The organism is Myxococcus eversor, assembly GCF_010894455.1.
Taxonomy (GTDB): Bacteria; Myxococcota; Myxococcia; order Myxococcales; family Myxococcaceae; genus Myxococcus; species Myxococcus eversor.
This window is the reverse complement of record NZ_JAAIXY010000041.1, coordinates 14330-36327: the sequence shown is the minus strand read 5'-3', so window position 1 is coordinate 36327 and position 21998 is coordinate 14330. Positions and strand designations below refer to the sequence as shown.

At 70.4% G+C, this 21998-nt stretch carries 16 protein-coding genes and 1 pseudogene; 5 read left to right on the top strand and 12 right to left on the bottom strand.

Translation table 11 applies throughout. The annotated features are described in order from the left end of the window. On the top strand, positions 1-2294 hold a 2294-nt coding region (locus G4D83_RS44765; protein ID WP_476703757.1), incomplete at its 5' end, for a tetratricopeptide repeat protein. Positions 2295-2306: 12 nt separating this feature from the next. Here G4D83_RS44765 and G4D83_RS44760 read toward each other — a convergent pair. Both G4D83_RS44760 and G4D83_RS44755 read right to left on the bottom strand, forming a co-directional pair. Further along, positions 2307-2837: a hypothetical protein gene (locus G4D83_RS44760; protein ID WP_163871097.1), complete on the bottom strand. Its 531-nt coding sequence runs from the start codon at positions 2835-2837 to the stop codon at positions 2307-2309. Positions 2838-2922: 85 nt separating this feature from the next. After that, the gene (locus tag G4D83_RS44755; RefSeq protein WP_163871096.1) at positions 2923-4503 is read right to left on the bottom strand and encodes a sigma 54-interacting transcriptional regulator; all 1581 of its coding nucleotides are present in this window, start codon (positions 4501-4503) and stop codon (positions 2923-2925) included. A 246-nt stretch (positions 4504-4749) separates the two neighbouring features. Between G4D83_RS44755 and G4D83_RS44750 the strand changes: the two genes are divergently transcribed. Beyond that, positions 4750-5421 carry an RNA polymerase sigma factor gene (locus G4D83_RS44750; protein WP_163871095.1) on the top strand — a complete coding sequence of 224 codons (672 nt, stop codon included), beginning with the start codon at positions 4750-4752 and terminating at the stop codon, positions 5419-5421. On the opposite strand, the gene G4D83_RS44745 is transcribed toward G4D83_RS44750, so the two are convergent. Continuing rightward, complete coding sequence (locus tag G4D83_RS44745; protein ID WP_163871094.1) at positions 5357-6718, bottom strand: TAXI family TRAP transporter solute-binding subunit; 1362 nt, start codon at positions 6716-6718, stop codon at positions 5357-5359. The genes G4D83_RS44750 and G4D83_RS44745 overlap by 65 nt on opposite strands. 63 nt (positions 6719-6781) lie before the next feature. Continuing rightward, a complete protein-coding gene (locus tag G4D83_RS44740) occupies positions 6782-8275 on the bottom strand; it encodes a hypothetical protein (protein WP_163871093.1) in 1494 nt (497 codons plus the stop codon). A 446-nt stretch (positions 8276-8721) separates the two neighbouring features. Between G4D83_RS44740 and G4D83_RS44735 the strand changes: the two genes are divergently transcribed. Continuing rightward, positions 8722-10686, top strand: a complete 1965-nt coding sequence (locus tag G4D83_RS44735) for a hypothetical protein (protein ID WP_163871092.1) — start codon at positions 8722-8724, stop codon at positions 10684-10686. 61 nt (positions 10687-10747) lie between these two features. Here G4D83_RS44735 and G4D83_RS44730 read toward each other — a convergent pair whose 3' ends face one another. The 5 genes from G4D83_RS44730 to G4D83_RS44710 all read right to left on the bottom strand — a co-directional run bounded on the left by G4D83_RS44730 (position 10748) and on the right by G4D83_RS44710 (position 17018). Further along, complete coding sequence (locus G4D83_RS44730) at positions 10748-11677, bottom strand: TolB family protein (RefSeq protein ID WP_163871091.1); 930 nt, start codon at positions 11675-11677, stop codon at positions 10748-10750. Positions 11678-11823: 146 nt separating this feature from the next. Next, on the bottom strand, positions 11824-12642 hold the full coding sequence (locus G4D83_RS44725; protein WP_163871090.1) for a LytR/AlgR family response regulator transcription factor: 819 nt from the start codon (positions 12640-12642) through the stop codon (positions 11824-11826). Further along, positions 12639-13730: a sensor histidine kinase gene (locus tag G4D83_RS44720; protein WP_240357181.1), complete on the bottom strand. Its 1092-nt coding sequence runs from the start codon at positions 13728-13730 to the stop codon at positions 12639-12641. The genes G4D83_RS44725 and G4D83_RS44720 overlap by 4 nt, the downstream gene beginning before the upstream one ends. Positions 13731-13849: 119 nt before the next feature. Then, on the bottom strand, positions 13850-15244 hold the full coding sequence (locus G4D83_RS44715) for a HEAT repeat domain-containing protein (protein ID WP_163871089.1): 1395 nt from the start codon (positions 15242-15244) through the stop codon (positions 13850-13852). A 115-nt stretch (positions 15245-15359) separates the two neighbouring features. Beyond that, positions 15360-17018, bottom strand: a complete 1659-nt coding sequence (locus tag G4D83_RS44710; RefSeq protein ID WP_163871088.1) for a M14 family metallopeptidase — start codon at positions 17016-17018, stop codon at positions 15360-15362. A gap of 169 nt (positions 17019-17187) precedes the next feature. On the opposite strand from G4D83_RS44710, the gene G4D83_RS44705 reads away from it, so the two are divergent. Continuing rightward, positions 17188-17646, top strand: coding sequence for a YaiI/YqxD family protein (locus tag G4D83_RS44705; RefSeq protein ID WP_163871087.1), 459 nt, complete (start codon positions 17188-17190; stop codon positions 17644-17646). Between the two features lie 50 nt (positions 17647-17696). On the opposite strand, the pseudogene G4D83_RS44700 reads toward G4D83_RS44705, so the two are convergent. The 3 genes and pseudogenes from G4D83_RS44700 to G4D83_RS44690 all read right to left on the bottom strand — a co-directional run. After that, positions 17697-18587, bottom strand: a pseudogene (locus G4D83_RS44700) (glycoside hydrolase family 6 protein); the annotation flags it as partial. Beyond that, positions 18563-18742 (bottom strand): hypothetical protein, encoded by a 180-nt coding sequence (locus tag G4D83_RS44695; RefSeq protein WP_163871085.1) that lies wholly within the window; start codon positions 18740-18742, stop codon positions 18563-18565. The gene G4D83_RS44695 and the pseudogene G4D83_RS44700, both read right to left, overlap by 25 nt. A gap of 264 nt (positions 18743-19006) precedes the next feature. Continuing rightward, positions 19007-20260: a sigma 54-interacting transcriptional regulator gene (locus G4D83_RS44690; protein WP_240357180.1), complete on the bottom strand. Its 1254-nt coding sequence runs from the start codon at positions 20258-20260 to the stop codon at positions 19007-19009. 312 nt (positions 20261-20572) lie between these two features. Here G4D83_RS44690 and G4D83_RS44685 point away from each other — a divergent pair, with 312 nt between their 5' ends. After that, on the top strand, positions 20573-21898 hold the full coding sequence (locus G4D83_RS44685) for an ADYC domain-containing protein (RefSeq protein WP_163871083.1): 1326 nt from the start codon (positions 20573-20575) through the stop codon (positions 21896-21898). The last annotated feature ends 100 nt before the right edge of the window (positions 21899-21998 follow it).

Sequence of the window (21998 nt, the reverse complement as noted above, 5' to 3'; positions counted from 1 at the left end):
GCCAGGAGCGGCGGGTGCTGGAGACGCGGCTGGCGGACATCTCCGGGGAGATGCGCGGCGGCGGAGAGCACGCGCTCGGACCGGGGAATGAAGCGCTGGGCCGGGGCTGGCTCGCGCTGGGAGAGCCGGCGCGCGCGGGGGGACATCTGGAGGCCGCGTGGAACCACGGCACCCGCACCCCGCGCGTCGCGTGCGCGCTGGCGCTCGCGTTGGGGCAGCTCTACCAGGAGCGGCTGCGCGCCTCCGAGCACCTGCCCGCCAAGGAGCGACAGGCGCGGCGGCAGGAGCTGGTGACGCTCTACCGGGAGCCCGCGCTCGCATGGCTGCGGCAGGGCAGCGGCGCCGACCTGCCTCCCGCCGAGTACGTCTCGGCCCTGCTCGCCTACCACGAGGAGCGGTACGAGGACGCACTGGAGCGACTGGATGCGCTGGGGGACCGGCTGCCGTGGTTCTTCGAGGCTCCCCTGCTGCGAGGTGACGTGCTGGTGGCCCGCGCCACCAGTCACTCGGACGCGGGACGGCGCGAGCGCGCGCAGGAGGACCTGGACGCGGCGAGGAAGGCCCACGCCCGCGCGGCCGCCCTCGCGGAGAGCCTGCCCGAGGCACACCTGGCCCTGGCCAGCGTCGAGCAGCTGGCCCTGCGCATGGGCCTGTATGGCCAGGGGGACGTGACGCCGCACCTCGAACGGGCGCTGGAGGCGCTGGCGCGCGCGCTCACCGCGTCGCCCCACCACGTGCCATCGCTGGTGAAGAAGGCCCACCTGCACCGCAGGCTCGCCGAGTTCCGGAGCCGACAGGGCGGCGACGCGGCGGCGGCGCTGGAGGAGGCGCTGAAGGCGGCCCGGGCCGCGGCAGAGGTCGCCCCCACCAGCAGCGACGTCCGCCACGCGCTGGGGCTCGTGCTCTGGCAGGGCGCGCGGATTCAGCAGGCGCGCAGCGAGGACCCTCGGCCGATGCTGCGACAGGCCATCGAAGCCTTCGACGGCGTGGCGCCCGAGGAGCGCGGCTACGACTACCACTCCAACCTGGGCCTCATCTTCAAGGTGTGGGCGGACCACGAGGACGCCGTGGGCGAGGACTCGCTCGGCAACCGAGCGCGCGCCATCGACGCGTACCTCACCGCCATCCGCATCGACGAGGCCCTGCCGGACGCGTGGATCAACCTGGGCAGCGCCTGGTTCAAGCGCGCGTCCCATCCACGCAACGCGGACGCGGACGCGGACCTGGAGCGCGCGCGGGAGGCCCTGGAGAAGGCGCGCACGCTCAACCCCCGCAACCTCGTCAGCCACTTCTACGAGGCCCAGGTCCATGCGCTGCGCGCCGCGCGGCTGCGCGATGGTGGAGGTGATGCGCGCCCGTCGTTGGACATCGCGCTCGCGTCGTACAGGAGCGCCCTGGCCCTCAACGCGGAAGTGCCGCAGCTCCATGGCGGCGTGGGGCTGGTGCACATGGAGCGCGCGCGGGACGCGTGGCTGCGCGGCGAGGACCCCTTCCCCGCCCTGGACGAGGCCCGCGCGTCCTTCACCCGTGCCGTGGCCCTCGCCCCGAAGCAGGGCCTGCCGCCCAGCAACCTGTCGGAAGCCCACGTCACCCGCGCGGCCCTGCGACTGGCCCGGGGAGAAGACCCGCGAGACGACGCGCGCGCGGCGCGGCGCGAGGCCCGTGCGGCGCTCGCGCTCCAGCCGGACCTGTCGACAGCCTGGGCCAACCTGGGACAGGCCCACCGGGTGCTCGCCGCCTTCGCGCTGGAACGAGGCGCGGACGCGAAGCCGGAGCTGGACGCCGCCGAGCAGGCCCTGGGCGAGGCCCTGCGGCGCAACCCCCGCGACGAGGAGGCGCTGCGCTACGCCGCGGAGGCCCGCGCCCTCGGCGCCGCCTGGAGCGTCCTGACAACGAAGGATTGGGAGGCCGCCTTCCTCCGCGCCGGGCAGGCCCACCTGGCCGCGCTCACCGTCAGCTCCCGACCGCGCGATGACCGCCGCGCGCTGGCGCGACTCCACCTCGATTGGGCCCTGGCCCGTCGGCGCGCCGGACAGGACGCGCGTGACGTGCTGGAGCGCGGCCTGTCGGAAGTGGGCACCGTGTTGAAGGCACGCCCCGAGGACCAGGAGGCGCGCGCGCTACACGCGGCGCTGGAGCTCACCCAGGCCCGGGCCTCCCCGGAGGCGCATCCCGGCCAGCAGGCGCGGGCGCGCGAAGCGCTGGCGAAAGCGCTCACCGCCCGTCCCCTGCTCGCGCGAACCTGGGGCCCCCTGCTCACGCAGACATCGAAGGAGCACCCGACGTCACCGTGAGGGCCCTCGGTGTCAGTCCTCCTCGCCCGGGTCCCTGACCACTTCCAGCTCCCCTGGCTGGCCCGCGCCCGTATCGGTACTGACGGCGAAATAGTGGCCCCCCAGGAAGACCTTGGGGCGAATCGTTCCACACCACTTCGAGTCGCGCCCCGCCGCCGTCAGCGCGATGTCCATCTTGTCGTAGTCCACGAAGAGGGCGTCGGCATCGGGCCCGAAGAACTTGAGCGTGGCCGCGTTGACGCCGGGGGCGAGCTGGAACTTGACCGGTTGCTTGCGCCGCAGACAGCTCCTCGCGGGCGACACGGGCAGGGGTCCCCTGGAGAGGGTGATGACACACAGCTTGTTGTGGTCCAACGGGGGGCAATACGCGCCCTGCGCGGGACAGGGAGCCTCCACGAGCTTGGGGCAGGCGGTGCCGTCGTATTCCGCCAGGGATTGAACGCCCGGCTCGGACGCCTCGTCGACTCCGGATGCGTCCGGAGCGCAGCCCCACCCCAACGACAACATGACGATGCCTGGCCAACGCTTCCAATGCCCTTGCATGGTGCACACCTCCCCGCCACGTCGCCCGGCCGCGGGGGCCCGGCCTGGAGATGGCGGTGTGTGAAGCTTGCCACGACCCACGACTTCACGACGTGGGGGGCTCGAGCCCCAGCTCCCTGACGCGCCGCTGGAGCGCGCGGCGGGACACCTCCAGTTGGCGCACCATGGCGTCCAGGTCTCCGCCACAGGCCTTGAAAGAGCGGGTGATGTCCTCCGCGCTCAGGTCCTTCACCGTGCGGAGGTGGGGGCTGCGGTCCACCAGGTTGTAGAGCGACGCCCGGGTGATGCCGAGCTTCTCCGCCGTGCCCTTCAAGTCCCACGAGCACTCACGCAGCGCATCCAGCAGCTCCCGCTCCGTCACCTCCGACGGTTTGCGCCGCGTCACCAGCACGGGCTCCCCATCCTCGTCGCCCGGGGACGTCGGCCCCAGCTCCGCCTCCAGCGCCGCGTCCACCTGGAGTCGGGGCTGCCCCCGGCCACTGATGACAAGCTGGCGGGCCACGTTGCGCAGTTGCCGGACGTTGCCGGGCCAGTCATGCCGCAGCAGCCGCGACGCCAGGGCCGCCGGCAGCCAGGGCTCCGCATAGGGGTCCTGGGGCTCCAGGCGCCAGCCCTCTCCCAGCCCCTCCAACTCCAGCCGCGCGAAGTGGTGGAAGAGCAGGGAGATATCCTCCCGCCGCTCCCGCAATGGAGGCAGGTGGATGGAGTAGCCGGAGAGCCGATGCAACAGGGGTGCGCGAAAGCGGCCCTGCTCAATCAGGTCCTCCAGGGGCGCGTCCGTCGCCGCCACCAGCCGCACGTCCGTGACGACGGGGGTGTGCGCGCCCACCGGGTACATCTCCCCCGTCTCCAGCACGCGCAGGAGCGCCACCTGCACCTCGGCGGGCGCCTCTCCCACCTCGTCCAGGAACAACGTGCCGCCGTGCGCGGCGCGGAAGAAGCCCTCGCGGCTCTGGGAGGCGCCGGTGTAGGCGCCCCGCTGCGCGCCAAACAGCTCCGCCGCGGCCAGCTCTCGGGACAGCGTGCCCAGGTTGACGCTGACGAAGGGCCCCTTGCTCCGATTGCCACGCTGGTGGAGAGCGCGCGCGATGAGCTCCTTGCCCGAGCCCGTCTCGCCCCGGATGAGCACGGGCACGTCCAGGTCCGCCACCTGGCGGACGCGGGTGCGCAGCCGCCCCAGCGCCGTGCTCTGCCCCACCATGCCCAGAGTGTCCGCGGAGCGCTCCTCCTCCAGCGCCACGAGGTGCAGCAACACCACGACCCGCCCGGCCAGCTCCAGCGTCACCCCCGCCGAGAGCGCCTCCGGCCGGAAGTCCCAGCCCACACCCGGCACCCCACCCGCCACCACCTGGGTGCCGTCCGCCTCGCCCTCCAGCCGGATGCCGCCATCCAGGCGCGGCAGGAAGCGCAGCGCGCGCCGGCTCACGAACGGGTCCGCCAGCGGCCGGCCCACGACTTCATCCACGCGGGTGAACAGCGGCTCGTTGCGGGAGAGCGCCACCTCCCGGCCGCGCGGCAGGGACTCCATCACGAACCGCTCCCCCACCCGTGAGGCCAGGGGATGGGAGACCAGCGTCAGCGCCGGCAGGAGGACGGCGGACCGGGAGTCACCGCCGTGCCGCTGGGGACTCGCGGTGGAGACGTCGTCGAGGAGTCTCTGCTTCATGAGGGGGACGCTCGGAGCCAGGGCCCAAGTGCACCTCCAGGCTACACGAGCCCGGAGCCCCGCGGACCCGAGGCGGCCTCCCGGCTGGCACACGCTGACATGTCAGCCGACGCCGCTGACATGCCAGCCGGGCACCGCGCCCGACGACGAAGCTCCGTCCTCCGAGGGGGCGAGAGCCGGCACAGCGGTTGCTCTAGGGGAGTGCCACGGAGGGGATGGCCACCTGTGAGCGCCCTCATCGAAGCGATGTCGACCGGATTCTGGGAGATGTGGTTGTGCCACCACTCGCGGCTCCTCGCGAAGAGCCTGCGCCACCTCGGTGGCCACCAGGCCGACGCGGAGGACGCCCTGGGCACCGCGATGCTGCGAGCCGCCGAGGCCTGGCCCCGGGAGGTCCGGCGGCTGCGAAACCCGGAGGCGTGGCTGACGCGCATCGTCCATAACGCCTGCGTGGACCTGCACCGCTCCCGGGCCCGACTCTCGGACGAGGCCCCTCGGGAGGAGGACGAGGTCGCCTCGGCGCGCGAGCCCCTGGCGCACGTCCCCTCTCCGGAGCAGCTCCTCCTGGAGCAGGAGCAGTCGCGGCTCCTGTGGCGCCACGTCCACCACCTGCCGGAGCCGCTGCGGCGGGCCTGCCTGCTGCGCTTCGAGCGGGAGCTGGACGGCAGGACGATGGCGGAGGAGCTGGGCATCACCCACGTGAATACCCGGCGCCGGCTGCTGCGGGCCTATCAGGTGCTGCGCGTGGCGCTCGGCTCCTCCACGCGAGGCTCGGAGCCGGAGCCTCCCACACGCGGGGGCGCGGAGCAGACTCCGCCTCCCCACCGGGCTCCGCGCGCGCGACGGGAACCGACTACGCGTTGGCGGCGTGAGCGTGCGCGTCCGCCCCTTCCCGCCCACCGCCGAGCCGACGGATGAGGCGGCGGCGGACGACCTCGATGTGCTCACGGAAGAAGTAGAGGTTCTCCGCGTAGGCCAGCGGCATGGGGATGCGGTTGACCTCGCGCTCGGCCTCCTCCAGCCGCTTGAGCATGTCCTCGAGCATCTCCCGCTCGGGGTTCTCGTCGAGCTGGATTTCAATCTCCTTCAGCCGCGCGTACCAGCGGACGATGCGCTGGCGGATGCGCCACTGGTAGAGCGCGGGGACGGCGCGGAACAGCGGCACCACCACGGCGATGATGGGCACCAGCATCACCCACAGCCGGTCCACCAGGTTCGCCGCCCAGAACGGCAGGTAGCGCTGGAGCAGGGGGATTCCCGCCTCGTAGTAGCGCTGGGCCTCGCTGCTGAGGGCGAAGCCCGTCTCTCGCGGCGCGGGGAACTCGTTGGGGCCGTCGAGCAGGCCCGCGCTGCCGTGGACTTCGCTGGCCGCGCGCATGAGGAGATAGGAGAGCGCGGGGTGCAGCGAATCGCGCGCGACGAGGTTCGCCGTCGGCGCGAGCACCACCACGTCCCGCGCGGGGATGTCCGAGGCGAGGTTGAACACGCCCCGAGGCAGCACCAGCCGGGTCAGATACGGGAAGCGGCGCGCATACGCCTCTCCGCGCGCGAAGCTGAGCAGATTCACCCCGGGCACCGCCGCCAGCTTCTGGATGGCGGGCGACTCCGCGGGCGAGATGAGGAACGCCGCGTCGATGAGTCCCTGCTTGAGCTGCTCGGTGGCGGCCTCGCGCTCCAACGGCAGCAACTCCGTGGGCGCCTCGTCGATGCCGTTGGCCTTCAGCAGCGTGACGGCGAGCGCGCGCGTGCCGCTGCCCTCCGGCCCCACCGCGATGCGCCGCCCCTTCAACTGGCGCACGTCCTCCAAGGGCTCGCCCCGGTAGAAGACCCAGAGGGGGACGTAGGAGACGCTGCCCAGGGAGACGACGCTCGTGGCCTTCTCGCCGCCCACGGTGCCGCTCTGCACGAAGGCCACGTCGACGCCGGAGGCCCCGTCCGCGAGCAGCTCCACGTTTTCAAGGGAGCCCTTCGTCGTGCGCAACTCCAGGGTGACGCCGTGCTTCTTGAGGACGTCCTGGTACTTCCGCGCGTAGTAGCGGAAGCCGCCCTCGTCGGGAGAAAGGGCCAGCACCAGCTTCTTCGGGGGCGCGGGCTCGATGAAATAGAAGGCAGCGGCGAACGCGAGGCCGATGAGGAGCACCGCGGGCGCGAGCGTGAGCCAGAGGTCTCGTCGCAGGGTGCGCCGCAGTTGTTGCTTGAGGGAGTCCGCCGTCATGGTGGGCGCGGAGTATACGCAGCTCTCCGCGCCCACTCCCATGACTGCCTGTCTGGAGGACGGCTAGCAGTCAGCCGGGCAGGAGGCGGGCGTCTCCCACGGCTGGCAGATGGCATCCCCGCACGAGGAGTTGAGGAACGTCTCCAGGACGGCCTTGCGGTGCGGCAGGAAGACGGCGTTCAGCGCCGGGGAGATGCGGAAGCGCGGGCCGAAGGGGCCCGGCGCCGGGTCGAACTGCTCACCCACATGGACGAAGCCCGCGGAAGGAGGCCAGATGAGGCCACCGCCCAGGTTCGCCCCGTTGCTCAGCTCGTGGCAGCCCGCGCAGGACAGCGCCAGCGAGCGCTCCACGATTTCCTGGGGCAGCAGCGGACTGCCCAGCAGGAACAGCTCGTTCTGGATGTTGTTGCGGAAGACGCTGGGGGCGGGGCCGAACTGGAAGCGGTAGTCGTTCTCCGGGCCCTGCGAGTTGCTCTGGCCGCTGTTGAACATGTCGGGAATGGTGTTGTTGAACAGGTTGATGTCGTTGACGGCCAGCGCCGGCACCTCCGCCGGGAACACCGCGTTCTGGAACGGCCCCGACAGCGGGTGCGCGGAGAGGGGGTCGAACAGCGTGCCACCCGGGTTCACCTTCACCGTCACCGGCCGGAAGTTCAACTGGCACGGCGTGGCGCCGCACATCGTCCGCCGCACGCTGAACTCCCGCAGCGTCCACGGCGGCTGGATGAACTGGTTGGTGCGCACCTGGCCGGTCGGCACGCCCGTCGTCCGGTTGCCGTAGTTGTCCATGTGGACCACCGGCATGAAGCCCGGCATGCCCGTGAAGTAGAAGTTCTGCAGCCCGGTAATGCGGGTGGTGAGCGGCGCGCCCGTCAACGAGGCCCAGAAGTTGGCCACCGGCGCACAGCCATTGAGGCCCAGCGCGGGATTGGGGTTGGGCAGCACCGCCTCGAAGATGAGGAGGTTGCGATTGCCACCCCCGGGGATGCCGGAGCGCTTGCCGTAGATGATGCGGTACTCACCGCAGTCCACGCCCGACGCCGGCGCCAGGTCGAAGCGGTTGACGAGCGCCAGCGGGATGTACTCGTCGGGATTCACTCCCGGGTTGATGAAGGGATTGACGGTGGACTGGTTCCCCTCGATGCGAGGGCACTGATACTGGAAGCCGTTGAAGAGCGGCCCACAGTTGGGCGGCAGCGCCGTGCGCCACCAGTCCTGGAAGAGGGCCAGCGGCGTCAGCCCCGGGACACCGGACTGCGTCACCAGCTGCGTCATCACCCGCAGGAGCGGGAAGTTCCTCACGATGGCGTCGTCGGTGATGAGGAGCGACGAGCGAGGGTCCACCGTGACGACCATCGCCGAGGGACCCGCGGGTGGCAGCGCCATGGCACCAATGCCGCGGCGCTCCGGATGCCGCGTCGGGTCCACCTGCACCGGTTCCGCCAGGTCCAGCTCCGGAGGCCGGGTCTCAAGTTCCGTGTTGTCACAGCCGGCCGCCAGGGCGACCACCGCGCACACGAGCATCCTTCGCCAGTCAAGCTGGCGCTTCTCAACCATGCATTGCATTCGAGTTCTCACACCCGCGCGGACGGCCGCGCCCCCCTGCCAGGGATGAGCACTCCGGCACCACACCGGATTCACGGGCTGGCAAGTACTCCCATGATTTCGCGTTTATACATTGTTCAGTGACACAAAATCCACAAAGAGTCCGGGTCAAATGCAAACATCGAAGGCGCGAAACCGGAGCCGGGGATTGGGTCCTGATACACCCTTGGTACGGACCTGAACGAAAGACCTGCCCTCCCGCGCCGTCCCATCCCAGACGTGTGGTCCGTGGCGAGTGTTACTCGCAAACAGCCGGGGGCGTGAAAAGTCGCGGAGGCTGACGACAGGGCAGACGCCCGCGTCCCAGCGGGCAGGATGCGCCCGGGGTGCTGGGGACACCGGCCCCTCGTGACGAGGGGACTCGCCACGTCTGTGTCTGCACAGTGAGGGGTCTATCGATGGAACCGTCTCTTCGCGCCGCGTTCGCCGGCACGAGCATCCACCTGGTCATCCTGGGAGCAGCGCTCGCGGCCGAGCCCCAGCCTGTCCAGCGGGCGTATCAGGACTACTACAACGTGGCCCTGACACCCGGAGGCGTCACGGCCAGCAGCCAGCTCAGCCGGGGCACCGTCTTCGTGCCCATCCTCCAACCCGGCACCCACGCGCCGAAGCGGGGGCTGGATGGCTCGCCGCTGCGCTACACGTGTGGAGTCACCTTCATCTCCCCGCGCAGGGCCATCACCGCCGCGCACTGCCTGGACCAGATCAGCGTCTGGGACCCGGAGAACCAGCCGCTCGAGGTGCGCATGTATGACCCGATGATTGCCGCGGACGTGGACTGGGAGGCCACCGCGGAGAGCCTGTCGGGCACCTTCCCCGGCTACCAGCGGCGCCCCCTGGGCCCGGGCTACAGCACGTCGTCGTACCCATGCCGGGTGATTGCACGCTGCGGTGACTCGTTCGGCAACTACCAGTGCCCCGCGTCGTTGCCCCGCGCCGACACGGCGCTGCTGGACTGTGGCGACACGAGCCCCGGCTGCCGCCACGACTACCTCGACGTGGCCGCGTCGGAGGGCGTGGGCGTCCCCGTGTCCATGGCGTGGGCCCACGAGGTCTACTCGATTCCGGACAACCGGAGCTCCGAGCTCTGGCAGCGCTACACGCGCTACATCAACTACGACCCGGCCCAGAACTACCACTACTACGGGCCAAACCAGCTCCTGCCGCTGCTCTCCGCGCCCTGGAAGAACCCGGTGCGTCCCCGCGTCTCACTGGGCCTGTCGGGGTTCGGCACCGACGCGCGGCTCACGGAGCTGCATGGCTGTCATGGCTCCTCCGGCTCCGGAATCACACAGCTCAACGAGAGCCTGGGCACCCAGGAGTTGCTCGGGCCCGTCGCCGTCTGGTCGAACTGGGTGTTCTCCGCGCACGACTACGACTTCCTCTGCGAGGACCCCGCGCGCACCGCCCGCGCTCCCGGCGACGCGGGACTGGGCTATGCCCGGCTCGCCTTCACCCGGAAGCTCGTCGAGTCGAAACACCCGGACGATGTCTGCGACACGAAGACCCCGGGCTTGTTCCCCAATCCCAACCTCTGGCTCACCCACGACGTGTGGCTGTTGCGACGCGACAGCCCGGGCACCCTGCCCTTTCCCAAGCCCTGGCCGTGTGTCGCGTCGTCGTGCACCGCCTGGGAGCGCTCGCGCTTTCCCAACGAGCCCCTGCTCTCCGTCGGCCAGGGTGAATCGCTCACCCTGCCCTCGGCGGAGGTCGTCGCGGGCATGACGTATCGCGTGTCGGTGCGCATCCGGGCGCTGGAGGAGAACCTGGCTCCACTCGTCACGCTGACCCTGGGCGGTCAGGTGCTCGTGAGCGGCGCGAGTCCCGTCGCGCGCCCGGGCGAGGCCGCGGGACTGGTCGCCACCACCTTCGTCGCGAGCGCCGGTGGGGCGAGGTCGCTGCGGCTCTCCCCGGCGGAGGGCTCGGGGGCGTTCGCCGTGACGGAGCTCGTCGTCGTCGGGGACACGCTGGTCAATGGCTTCGAGAACCGCTCACAACGCGTGGGCATGGGCATCCTGGAGCCTGGGGCTCTCACGCCTGTCCCCGCCACGTGGACGCGGACACCGACCTCGCGCTTCGCGGCCCTGCTGCGAGGTGGCCAGCGGTTCATCGCCACGCGACAGGCCCTCGTCTCGGGCCGCGCGTGGACGGTGGAGTTCGACGCATCCCGAGACACGCGAGGGGTGACGTGCGGCTTCCTCACCGCCGATGGACGGGAGCTGCGCACGAACTGCAACTCGACCGCAGGACGCGTCCGCGCGAACTTCCAGCTCGGCGCCGCGCAGCCGACCGCGTTCATCGTCGACCTCCCCGCCGGACAACCCGACCTCGCGCTGGACAACCTCCGCCTGTCGACGCGCTGAGCAACGACCTCGCGCCTCCGCCGGAGGCCCCATGCACCGGGCGGAGGCACGCGGCGGGTCCTCAGTTCCGCACGTCGCAGGAGCCGGCATCCGAGAGCAGCCGGCCCACGTTGACGTGGAACATCTCACTGGGAAGGAATGGCTCGTACTGGTGCCGCACGAAGTAGAGCGTGCGGTGGTCCGGCGAGAGCGTCGGGTGGTACTCGTCCAGGTCGGTGTTCACCGTGGGCCCCAGGTTGCGGGCCGGCTGCCAGCCGCGCCACGTGCGAGAGGCCGCGTAGAGGTCGCCGTAGCCGTAGCCCTCCGGGCGGCCGATGGAGGCGAACAGCAGGGTGTCGCCGTCGGGGAGGATGCTCGGGTTGAACTCCCACAGCTCGGTGTTGATGGCGGGCCCCAGGTTCTCCGCGGGCCCGTACGTCCCATCCGCGCGGAGCCGCGAGCGCCACACGTCCCAGCCGCCGAAGCCGCCCTCGCGGTCCGAGCCGAAGTACAGCGTGCCGTCCTCGTCCACGCTGGGGTACAGCTCGTCGGCGAGGCTGTGCACCGCGGCGCCCAGGTGCCGAGGCTCGCTCCAGCCGCCATCCCTGCGACGCTCGACGACCCACATCTCCACGTCTTCGCGGGGCGCGCCGTTGACGGGACGGATGGAGGAGAAGAACAGGCGGCGCCCATCCGGCGAGACGAACGGGTCGATGTCCGAGTGCACGCCGGAGAACGGCGCCGGACGAGGCTGCGTCCAGCGGCCATTGCGCAGCTCGGAGTAGACGATGGTGGCCTGGCGCGTCTCGGGGAAGAACCCCGGGCTCACGCCCCAGAAGGCCGTGCGGCCGTCCGGCGTGAAGGCGATGCGCCACTCCTCCTGCTCGGGCAGGGAGACGAAGCCCGGAGCGAACACCTCGGGCGTGCGAGGCGCGGAGGCCACGGCGGACGTGGCGACACCCAACGACAGCGCCGCGAGCACCAGCGGGAGACGACGGAAGGACGATGACATGACGGATTCCTCTCGGGATGTGGCGGGAGGAGTGGAAGTCCTTCCCGCCATGGCCGAGGAGGTACGCGTGTCGCGCGGCGCTGTCCGGAAAGCGGGGATGGAGCGAGCCGCGCGCGGGATGGACGGGAGCGGCCCGGGGACGCGACTCAGCGCGTGCCTTCCGGACCGGAGCCGGAACCCAGCCCGAGCGCGGACTCCACGCGAGCGCGATGGCTGCGCCCGGTGCGCACGGCGGCGCCCCCCGGCCCGAGGACGAGCAGGTATTCGCCCTGGGAGAGCGGCTCCATCTCCCGCACCTGGTCCAGGTTGATGAGCACGGAGCGATGCACGCGCAGGAACCGACGCGGATCCAACCGCTCCTCCAGATGCGTCAGCGTCTCGCGCAACACGTGCTGCTCGCCGCCCACGTGGACGCGCACGTAGTTGGCCTCCGACTCCACGTGGGTGATGGCGGAGCAGTCCACGAAGCGGATGCGCCCATCGACCTTGACCGGCAGGCGGCGCAACGGGGCCTCCGCCAGCGCCAGCCCGGACAGGAGGGCCTCCTGACGGACCACGGCCTCGCTGCGTCGCACCAGCCGCACCTGCTCGCGAGCCCGGACGAGCGCGGCCCGGAAGCGCTCCTTGTCATAGGGCTTGAGGAGGAAATCCAGCGCCTGGGCCTCGAAGGCGCGCACGGCGTGGTGTTGCCACGCGGTGACGAAGACAACCACGGGGACTGCCTCCGGAGGCAGCGCGCGGAGGACCTCGAAGCCGTCACCCGCGGGCATTTCGACATCCAGCAACAGCACGTCCGGAGACGCGTGGAGCACCGCGCGCACCGCCTCCGCGCCGCTCGTCGCCTCGGCCACGAGCTCCACGTTCGGCTCCGCCGCCAGCAGCGCGCGCAGGCGGGAGCGGGCCAGGGGCTCGTCATCCGCGAGCGCCACGCGCAGGAGTCCCGACTCCACGGCTTCGGTGTTCATGCCGCCACCCTCGTCCCCTCTGGCTGCGCGTCGAACGGCACGCGAAGCTCCACCACCGCGCCCCGAGGTGTCCCCGCCCGAAGCTCCAGCCCGGCCTGGCCCCCGTAGAGCGTCGCCAGTCGCGCGCGCAGGTTGGACAGGCCCACGCCGCCACTTCGCGTCGGGCCTCCCACGGGCGGCCCCATGCCGTCGTCCCGCACGAGCAGCCGCAGCACATCCCCTTCCCGCTCGGCGGAGATTTCAATCCGCCCCGGCTCGGCGCGCGGTGCCAGGCCGTGGCGGATGGCGTTCTCCACCAGGGGTTGCAGGGCCAGATAGGGCACGCGCGCCTCCAGCACCTCGGGCGCCAGCCTCCAGGCCACCTGCAGCCGGTCGCCGAAGCGGATCTGCTCGATGTCCAGGTAGGGCGCGAGCGCCGCCTGCTCCTCGCGCAGCGTCACCTCCTGTCGCCCATGAGACTCCAGGCTGTGGCGCAGGAGGTCTCCCAATCGCGCCAGCATGCGCTCCGCCGCGTCCGGGTCCACGTGCACCAGCGAGGCCACGGCGTTGAGCGCGTTGAACAGGAAGTGCGGTCGAAGCTGCGACGCGAGCGCCTGGAGTCGAGCCTCCGCGAGCTGCGCCTGGAGTTGGTCTGCGCGACGCTGGCGCACGTGGGCCCTGCGCGCGAGACCCAGGGCATGGGCGCCCGCCGTCAGCAACACGAAGGGCAGCAGGTTATTGACGACGCTCTGGGCGAGCACGTAGGGCACGTGCGGCTCTCGCTCATACCAGCCGATGAGGTCCTGGGTGAGCACGACGAAGGTCGCCCTCCCCAGCACGACGAGCAGCAACGCACCCAGGTGGAAGCCCAGGGCGGGGAGCGGGCGCCGGCGCGTCAGGGGGACGCGCTCGGACAGGCGCAGACACATCACGGTGAAGGGCACCCACAAGAGGGAGCTGGCCAGGGACATGCGCCACAGCTCGGCCTCGACGACCTTCGCCTCGCCGATGCGCTGGAGGAGCTGGACCTGGCTCACGGAGATGAGCGCATCCGCGAGCCACCAGCCCAGGGCGCCCAGCCACACGGCCCAGGATGGCAAGGGGGGCACCTCGCCAGCCCGGAGTCTCTCCGTCTCCTCGTCACGCATGATGGGCAAGGGTAGCGGGCCCCGGGGATGGCTTCCATGACGCCCGGGACGAACCGCTCGCGTGCGGGGATGAACGGAGCTCAGTAGCCCTGGCGTGACAGCCACTCCCGCCACTGTTCGGGACGTTCGAAGTCCTCGCCAGAGAGCAGCCGGAGCACCTTCACCGCGGGCTCGCGGTTGATGGGCTGCTGGTAGGCGGACATGTCCACGAGCAGGGTGCCGACCTTCTGGAGCACCTCCGCTCGACGGGCCTTCAGCTCATCGGGGGTGAGCTTCACGAGCACCATCTCCAGCAGGTAGGTGCCCTTGTTCCGGTCCATCACGCTCGGCATCGTCATCACCTCGAAGACCACGGGCAGGTCGACGACAGGCCGCGCCAACGCCTCCTGGAAGGCCAGCACCGCGCGGACGACGTTGTTGCGCACGCCGGAGTCCGGGTCCTTGAAGAAGGGCACGAGCCACCCGATGATCTGCTCCGGCGTGCCGGCATAGCCCAACACCAAGGGGACCGCCGCGCGTCGGTTCGCATCGGCGTCCTCTCGCAACACGCGCAGCAGCGCCTCCCGAGCGGCCGGCGCCTTCTCGACGAAGCGCGGCTCGTAGGGCGCGAGCTCCGGGTGACCGAAGCCGAAGGTGCAGTGAGCGACGCGACAGGTCATTGGCTGCTCGGGGTTCAACCCGCCACTGATCATCAGTTGCTCCACCTTGTCGTCGTACTCCAGCCACTGCGCGACGAGCCCCTCCGGGTCCTCCACGTGTCCGGTGGGAATGGGGAGGAAACTCAAGCGGTGCGAATCCTCGGCGTCCACCAGGTCCACGCTGGCGAAGGCCTGTCCCTTCAAGTCCTCCGCGAAGAACGCAATCATTCCCACCTCGGCATAGGCGAGATTGAATCGCTGACGCAGGGCCTCCTGGCGCTTCTTCAGCAGATGGCGACTGCCGACGACGGGCTTACCCACCTCCAGGCCCAGCATCTGGATGACCGAGGCCGCGTCGGCGCGACGCGAGCGTGACACGTCGATGGTCATGAGCACGGGGAGGGGCATGGGTGGAGCGTCCGCCTTGTCCAGGTTGGCCTGGACGGCAGACACCACCTCCGTCCAGCCTGGCAGCGAGCGGAGCGAGGCCAGCTCCGGGTCGAACTGGAGTTGCTCCACGGAGAGGTAGCCCTCGCCGGCCGAACGCTTCAGGAAGGTGAGCGCGTCATCGGGGCGACCGCCCATGGCCGAGCACCTCGCGGCGGAGTAGTACCCCTCCGAGCGCAGGCCCGCGTCCGTCATGGCCTCCGCGGCCTGTCGGCGCAGGTCGGCACAGGTGGCGAAGTCCTCGGCGTCATAGGCCTTGCTCGCGCGCTGGGACAGTTCCTGGGAGGTCCTGGCGGCCACGGTGGAGACCACGTCCTTAGACGTTCCAGACGAATGCGCGCAGCCCACGCCCATCATCAACAACAGACTCAATCCGGCGGACTTCCTCACGGAAACCTCCCTTTTGAACCCTGCACTGTGGCTCTGCGCGGGCCCCGGATTCAATTCCTCACGGGCCGCCCCTGATGGAGCCCCAACTGACGTCAGGGCCCCGGTGCTGCCCGCTTCACTCCGCCTTCTTCGGGGCCGGAGCGGGACGCACCACCCGGTGCACGGGGTAGATGCCGCCCACCTCCAGCAGCTTGTCCAGGAACTGCCACCGGCAGAAGCCATCGTCCGAGTGCGGCTCCAGCAGGTACACGGCCAGCGTGCCCGCGCGCTGTGCCGTGGGCACGTAGAGCGTCCCTTCGGCGAACTCGCGCGTCGTCCGCTCGGGCGACACCGTCAGCACCGTCTCGAAGCGCACCGGCTTGGGCTTCTGGCTCAGCGGCACCTCGGCCTCGCCGATTGCGGGCACGTTCGCCGCCACGTCGGGGCTGAAGGTCTCCTCGCGCCGGGCGATGCGGTAGCTGTCCACCAGGAAGTGGCGCGCCTTCGGGAGCACCTCGAATCGAATCCCGTGCCCCTCCAGTCGAGGCGCCAGCTCCGCCGGCACCAGGTACGCCTCCGGCGTGCTCACCGCCTGCGTCGGGATGAACGTCCGCTGGTGCGGCACGCGGTAGACGCGGCGCTTCTTCCCGGGGAAGCGATGCTCCGCGATGCTCTTCTCGTCGAACGCCTGGATGCGCGCCAGGTCCCCGTCCTTCGCATACGCCGGGTAGTCGAACGTCAGCGCGCCCTCCTCATCCCGCGTGGCGACGCCGTAGTTGATGCCCACCTGCGTCTGGAGGTCCGGCGTCGTCCCGCGCGCGATGATGGCCTGCTGCTGGCCTTCGGTGACGGAGCGGAACGCCTTCGCGCTCCGGGCAGCCTCGCGGAACAGCTCCAGCAACCACGCCCGCGTCACCGCGCAGCGGCGCGGGAAGTCGATGTAGCTGTACGTCTCCAGCAGCACATCGAGCCGCCCGAGCAGCCCCCGGTAGTGACTGCCGAAGCGCGGCAGCGCCGGGTACGTGTGCCAGCCCGAGGCGGGAACGTCCTCCTCGCGGTAGTTGCCGTACCAGAAGCTCTCGAACCCGTGGCGCTTGCTCACCGCCTCGGAGACGCGATCCAACATGGCCCGGTTGTAGTCGCGCAGTTCCTGGAACAGCGGCTCGTTCGAGTGCGACGTGTCGTACGTCAAATCGAAGGCGTGGATGCTGCCGTCCGTGGTGTGGCAGTCGATGAACAGCTCCGGCCACCACGTCTGGTGCAGCTTCGCCATGGCGCGCGTCTCCGGCGCCTCCTGCTTCGTGCTGTCGCGGTTGAGGTTCCACCCCTCGCCCGTGTAGCGCGTGCCCACGCCGCCCTCGGGGTTGACCTGCCCCTCCAGGCTCTTGAGGTTGAGCTTGCGGTTGTTGGGGCTGATGCGGTCATTGCCGTCCGGGTTGAAGTTGGGAACCAGGACCAGGCACAGCCTGTCGAGCAACTTCGCGCCCAGCTTCGTCAGCGTCAAATCCCGCGCGAGCGCGAGCACCGCTTCCTTGCCCTCCACCTCGCCGGAGTGGATGTTGGCCTCCACCAGCACGACGACCTTCTTCTGCTTGCGCGCCAGCTCGGGTGTGAAGCAGTTGCGATCACTCACGATGAGCGCCACCAGGGGCTGGCCCTCGCCGCTCGTTCCGAAGTCCACCCGTCGGGCGAGCTTCGTACGGCGGCAGAGCTCGTCGACGAAGGCGAGCACGTGGGAGTGACGCGAGGTTTCGGCGTAGTTCGACGATTCAGCGCGGGTGAGCAGCTGGGACATGGGCGCGCATCCGAGCGCCGCACTCCCGCGTCGTCAAGCACTTCGTCCACGACGACACACAGCGAATGTGCGCACCCCGTCCTCCAGTGAGCGCTCGTCGGAGCAGTGACGTGCCGTGTCGACGATTCCAGCGCACCGCCCGGGAATTCCACGCGAGGATGCCGCCCGAATGAAAATCTGGGTCGATGCCGATGCCTGTCCGGGCCCCGTCCGGGAAATCCTCCTGCGCGCCTCGCAGCGCCTCAAGGTGCCTCTCGTGTTCGTCGCCAACCGGTCGATGAACCTGCCCCGCTCGGAGTTCGTCTCCACCGTGCAGGTGGGCGCCGGGCTCGACGTGGCGGACCAGCACATCGCCACCTCGGCGCAGAAGGGAGACCTGGCTGTCACGCAGGACATCCCGCTCGCGGCGCTGCTGGTACCACGGGGCGTGGTGACGTTGGACCCGCGCGGCGAGCTGTTCTCCGAGGAGAACATCGCCGAGCGGCTCTCCGTGCGGAACTTCATGCAGGAGCTGCGGGAGAGCGGCGTCGTCACGGGCGGTCCGAACGGCTTCAATGCCCAGGACCGCCAGCGCTTCGCCGCCGCGCTGGACCGCGAGCTGTCCCGGCTGCTCCCGAAGCGCGGCTAGCCAACCCGGCCCCGGGAGCAAGCCACGCTCCCGGAGCGACGGGCGCGGACTCAAATCCCGTCGATGAGGCGGGTGGCGATGTCGGGGCTGAACTGGCCCGCGGGAATCGACGGAGCGATACCGCAATTCCCATCGGAATCCCCGGGGACCTTCACCCACAGGAGCATCTCCGCGCCCCCGCCCACCTGCGACAGCGCGCCCAGCTTGCGGCCCCCGGGGTTGCACCACTCGCCATTGTGGCCGTTGCCGTTGCGGCTGGTGTCCACCACGAAGGGCCTGGTGTAGCCATAGCGCGAGTTGAGCGAGCTGTTCACCGACGCCCCGAACGTCGTCGACTGGGCCGTGGTGAAGAAGTTCGACACGTTCAGCACGAAGCCCCGGATGTTGCGGACCCCGGAGGACTCCAGTCGCTGCGCCGTGGTGTCTGCGGCAATCCAGTTGGCGTTGCCGCCATCCATATAGGCCCACGTGTTGGGGGCACGGTCCCTCAACTGCTCCGTCGCATAGCGCAACAGGCCGAGCCGCGTCTGCCGCTCCGTCTCATTGGGCAGACAGTCGAGCTGGGCGAGCGCGTCCGGCGCGATGATGACGATGGCCGGGCGGCTGCCCAGGCCCGTGACAAAGGCTGAAATCCATGCACGGTAGGCCTCGGGACTGCCCGCGCCTCCTCCCGAGTGGCTGCCGCAATCGCGCCCGGGGATGTTGTAGGCCACCAGCACCGGCAGCTTGTCCGCCGTGTCCGCGGCGGTGACGAAACCAGACACCGCCGAGGCGATGTCCCCACTCCAGTTGCCGAACCAGCGCGCCCCCGGCTTGCTCGCGATGGATGACTGGATGCGTGCCGCGCGCCCGTCCCCGCCGTTGCTTCGCACCCAGTTGGCGGAGTTCGAGTTGGGGTCCAGGTAGAAGCCGCTCGTCATTCCCACGGGTCCGGAGCCGCCGTCCCGCCGCCGAAGGTGCCATTGACGACCAGCTCCGCGAGCGGCGAGGCCACCACGCCCTCGGTCTCCGTCTCTGGCGCGGACCGCGCGGAGGGACCGCACGCGGACACCAGGGACGCCACCAGCGCCCAACCCACTTGTCGACGCAGTTGCACGAAACGATTCCTCCTGCCCGCTTCCGGATGATAGGGATTGACGTCTGGCGTGTCGCGGGCCCTTGAGCGCGGCGCGGCATCCTGGCAGGCCTTTCCTGATTTACCAGCTCAAGTGCACACAGGGCCTCGCAGTCAATACAATGGCAAAATTTGCAAGCAGCCTGAAACAGCGCCGTCCATCCTGAGTGTAGACATCCACGTTCGACGGCGGCGCCAGGGAATATCGAACACTCCCTCGCGGGAAATCACGCACGGCGCGCGCCATTACTCCGGCTCGGGTGTCGTCTCCGCGCTGTCGAGCCCATGCCTGCGCAGCAGCCGACGAAGCTGGGTGCGGTGCAGGCCGAGCGCGCGCGCCGTCGCGGAGACGTTGCCCCCTTGCTGACGGAGGGCCTCCTCCAGTCGGGCCCGCTCATCAGGCTCGGGCGCCTCCGCGCGCGGCTCGGGCCTGGGCTCGGGGCCGCTCGGAGGCGTGGCGCTCCCCGGGCCGAAGGCGGTCCCCGCGGTGGGGCTCAGGTGTCGAGCCTCCACACGGGTGGCCCCTTGGAGCTGCGCGCCCTGGATGGCGCCACGCAGTTCCACCAGCAACTCGCGGATGTTTCCCGGCCAGGGCCGCAGGAGACACTGCTCCACCAGGGAGACGTGGAGCCCGAGCCCCGGGGCCACGCGCTCCGCCTCGCGCTGGAGCAGGAGGGGCAGCTCCTCGGGACGCTGGCGCAGGGGTGGCACCACCACCTCCGGGCGGCCCATGCGGAAGTACAGGTCCTCTCGCAGGCCCCCTCGGGCCACCAGGGCGCGCAGGTCCTTGTTGCTCGCGGAGCACAGGTGCACGTCCACCGTCTTCGCCCGGGAGGCCCCCAGGGGAAGCACCTCGCGCGTCTCCAGGGCCCGCAGCAGCTTGGCCTGGACGGACAGGTCCAACTCCACCACCTCGTCGAGGAAGAGCGTGCCGCCATCGGCGGCCTGGAGGTACCCCAGGGCATCCGCCTCCGCGCCGGAGTACGCGCCGCGCCGGACTCCGAAGAGGAGCCGCTCCGCGATGCCCTCGGGAATGGCGGCGCAGTTGACGGCGACGAAGGGGCCCTCGCGCCGGGGGCCATGTTGATGGAAGGCGCGCGCCAGGCCCTCCTTGCCAGCGCCGCTCTCGCCATGGATGTGGAGGGAGAAGCCCAGCTCGGCCGCGCGAGTCACCTCCGCGAGCAGCCGCCGCCCCCCCGGGCCGCGCACGAAGCCGTCCACCAGCACGACGCCGTGCTCCTCCAGGGGCCTCACGTCGAGGCTCGGGACGAAGAGCGAGTCCCCCATGCGCAGCACCGTGCGCACCTCGCGAGGCGCGCCGGGAGCGAGCGGCTCCCCATCCACCCAGGTTCCGTTCTGGCTTCCCAGGTCGACGGCCTGGAAGTGCTTCCCATCGAAGCGGACCTGAGCATGGCGGCGCGACATCCTCGGGTCCTGGACCTCGCCCAGCAGGGGGCCTCGTCCCAGCTCCAGGCCCTCGGGCGGTATCCGGAGCGCCACGGCCAACGCCGTGCCTCCACCGAAGAGGCGCACCAGCCCGGGAACGCGCGCCGCGTCCGAGGCCCCCTGCCCTCCTCCCTCAGCGCTTGGCCGGAGCGTCGACCCGTCGTGTTCCATGCCGTGCCATCATACGCGCCAGTCCGTGGCACACGGTGCCAGCGTTTGTGCCAGCTCCAGAGCGCCAGGGGCCCCGGGCGAGGACGTCCTCCCGAGGACGATGGGAATGTCGGGGGCCCGTTCAACCATGGCACGGCGCTCGCTATGGGGCGCTCGCACCGAGAGACAGCAGGGGGACACCACACCATGAGGAACATGACTGACGACATCACGGCGCCCGTACGGGGAGCCCACCGGACCACCGGACCCATTCTGCTGGCGACACTGGCGCTCCTCGGCGCGAGCGCCTGCCTCAAGCCCCTCCAGCTCCCGCCGGACCCGAACCCCCAGCGGCCTGATGTGGGGGACAAGTACGTGACGGACTCGGAGACGAAGCTGCCCGTCACGAAGTGCAGGGGCGAGGACTGTCCGCCGCTGACGCCTGACGCGTCACCGCTGGCGCCCATGGAGTGTCCGACGGGGCAGTGCATCCCGGACAACTCGAACGGCCAGGGCATCTACATCGTCGAGGGGAGCGACTTCTGTTTCAAGCAGGGGACGGAGTCCCGGTTCTGCCCGGAGGCCTTCGTCAATCGCGGTCCCGGCGACGTGGTGCTCAGGGGGAGGGACCGCCTCATGAACACGTTCTTCTACACCCCGACAATCCGGGGGGTGCTGCCGGGGCAGCTCCAGCGCACGCCGCAGGGAGGGCCGGCCAGCTTCGTGGCGATTCACAGCATCCAGGGCAAGGGGGACCAGCTCGTCGTCAATTACTGTCATTCGCGCGTGCAGTGCAGCAAGCCGGAGGACATCCAGACCCTCCAGGGGGCGGCGCTCGCGGGCTTCACGTTCGACGTGCTCTTCCGGAACGTGCCGGACGAGGAGACGTACTTCGAGCTCCAGCTCATTCCGGTGGAGGCCGACCAGCTCCTCCCGCCGTTCCGGCTCCAGAAGTACGAGGTGCGACACCGGCTGAGAGACCCCAATGGCAATCATCCAGCCTGGACGAATCCCTGCGGAGGGGCCGCGCGAGGCAGGGTGGGCATCCTCCCCGGCCGGGTGGTGGATGACATGAATGCGGCCGTCACCGCCGACGCCAACGTCACCACGCTGGGGTGCGAGTCCGGTGCCATCGTCACCTGCCTGGATTGGGGTTACAGCCCCTGGAACTCCCAGACGGGAGCGGCCGACCCCCGGCGTGAGTTTGTCTATGGGTCCTGTCTCCAGGCGAAGCGCGCGGCCTATTTCGTGGGCCAGGGAGACCTCAAGAGCTACACGCTGACGGGCACTCGCATCCTCAAGCGAGACGAGTATGGCTTTGGGCGGGACGCGGAGGATGGAATCGAGCGCACCGACTTCCTGGAAGCGCTCTGGAGTCCCAAGGGCGCGGTCTGCCTCAATCCCGAGCACCGGCGCCACCCGGAGATTCCCCTGCATCCGGAGCATGGCCCCCGAATCGAACGCTGTGAGGCGCCGCCGGGACAGCAGGTCCTCTGGCGGGACAACGCCAAGCTCTCGACGGGTTTGCCGCCTCGACGCTAGCGCGGGTTTCAACATCACCGCGGCGGAGGCGAGCGTGGACGAGGCGGAGAATGCCGTAGAGGTTCTCCACCTTGTCCACTGGGAGTGCCCCTGCCCCTTC

What these genes read in the sequence shown, in the direction of transcription:
- G4D83_RS44755 (WP_163871096.1), bottom strand. Translation starts at nt 4,503, where the DNA reads ATGAAGCAGAGACTCCTCGACGACGTCTCCACCGCGAGTCCCCAGCGG.
- G4D83_RS44760 (WP_163871097.1), bottom strand. Translation starts at nt 2,837, where the DNA reads ATGCAAGGGCATTGGAAGCGTTGGCCAGGCATCGTCATGTTGTCGTTG.
- G4D83_RS44705 (WP_163871087.1), top strand. Translation starts at nt 17,188, where the DNA reads ATGAAAATCTGGGTCGATGCCGATGCCTGTCCGGGCCCCGTCCGGGAA.
- G4D83_RS44730 (WP_163871091.1), bottom strand. Translation starts at nt 11,677, where the DNA reads ATGTCATCGTCCTTCCGTCGTCTCCCGCTGGTGCTCGCGGCGCTGTCG.
- G4D83_RS44745 (WP_163871094.1), bottom strand. Translation starts at nt 6,718, where the DNA reads ATGACGGCGGACTCCCTCAAGCAACAACTGCGGCGCACCCTGCGACGA.
- G4D83_RS44735 (WP_163871092.1), top strand. Translation starts at nt 8,722, where the DNA reads ATGGAACCGTCTCTTCGCGCCGCGTTCGCCGGCACGAGCATCCACCTG.
- G4D83_RS44740 (WP_163871093.1), bottom strand. Translation starts at nt 8,275, where the DNA reads ATGGTTGAGAAGCGCCAGCTTGACTGGCGAAGGATGCTCGTGTGCGCG.
- G4D83_RS44725 (WP_163871090.1), bottom strand. Translation starts at nt 12,642, where the DNA reads ATGAACACCGAAGCCGTGGAGTCGGGACTCCTGCGCGTGGCGCTCGCG.
- G4D83_RS44750 (WP_163871095.1), top strand. Translation starts at nt 4,750, where the DNA reads ATGTCGACCGGATTCTGGGAGATGTGGTTGTGCCACCACTCGCGGCTC.
- G4D83_RS44685 (WP_163871083.1), top strand. Translation starts at nt 20,573, where the DNA reads ATGACTGACGACATCACGGCGCCCGTACGGGGAGCCCACCGGACCACC.
- G4D83_RS44710 (WP_163871088.1), bottom strand. Translation starts at nt 17,018, where the DNA reads ATGTCCCAGCTGCTCACCCGCGCTGAATCGTCGAACTACGCCGAAACC.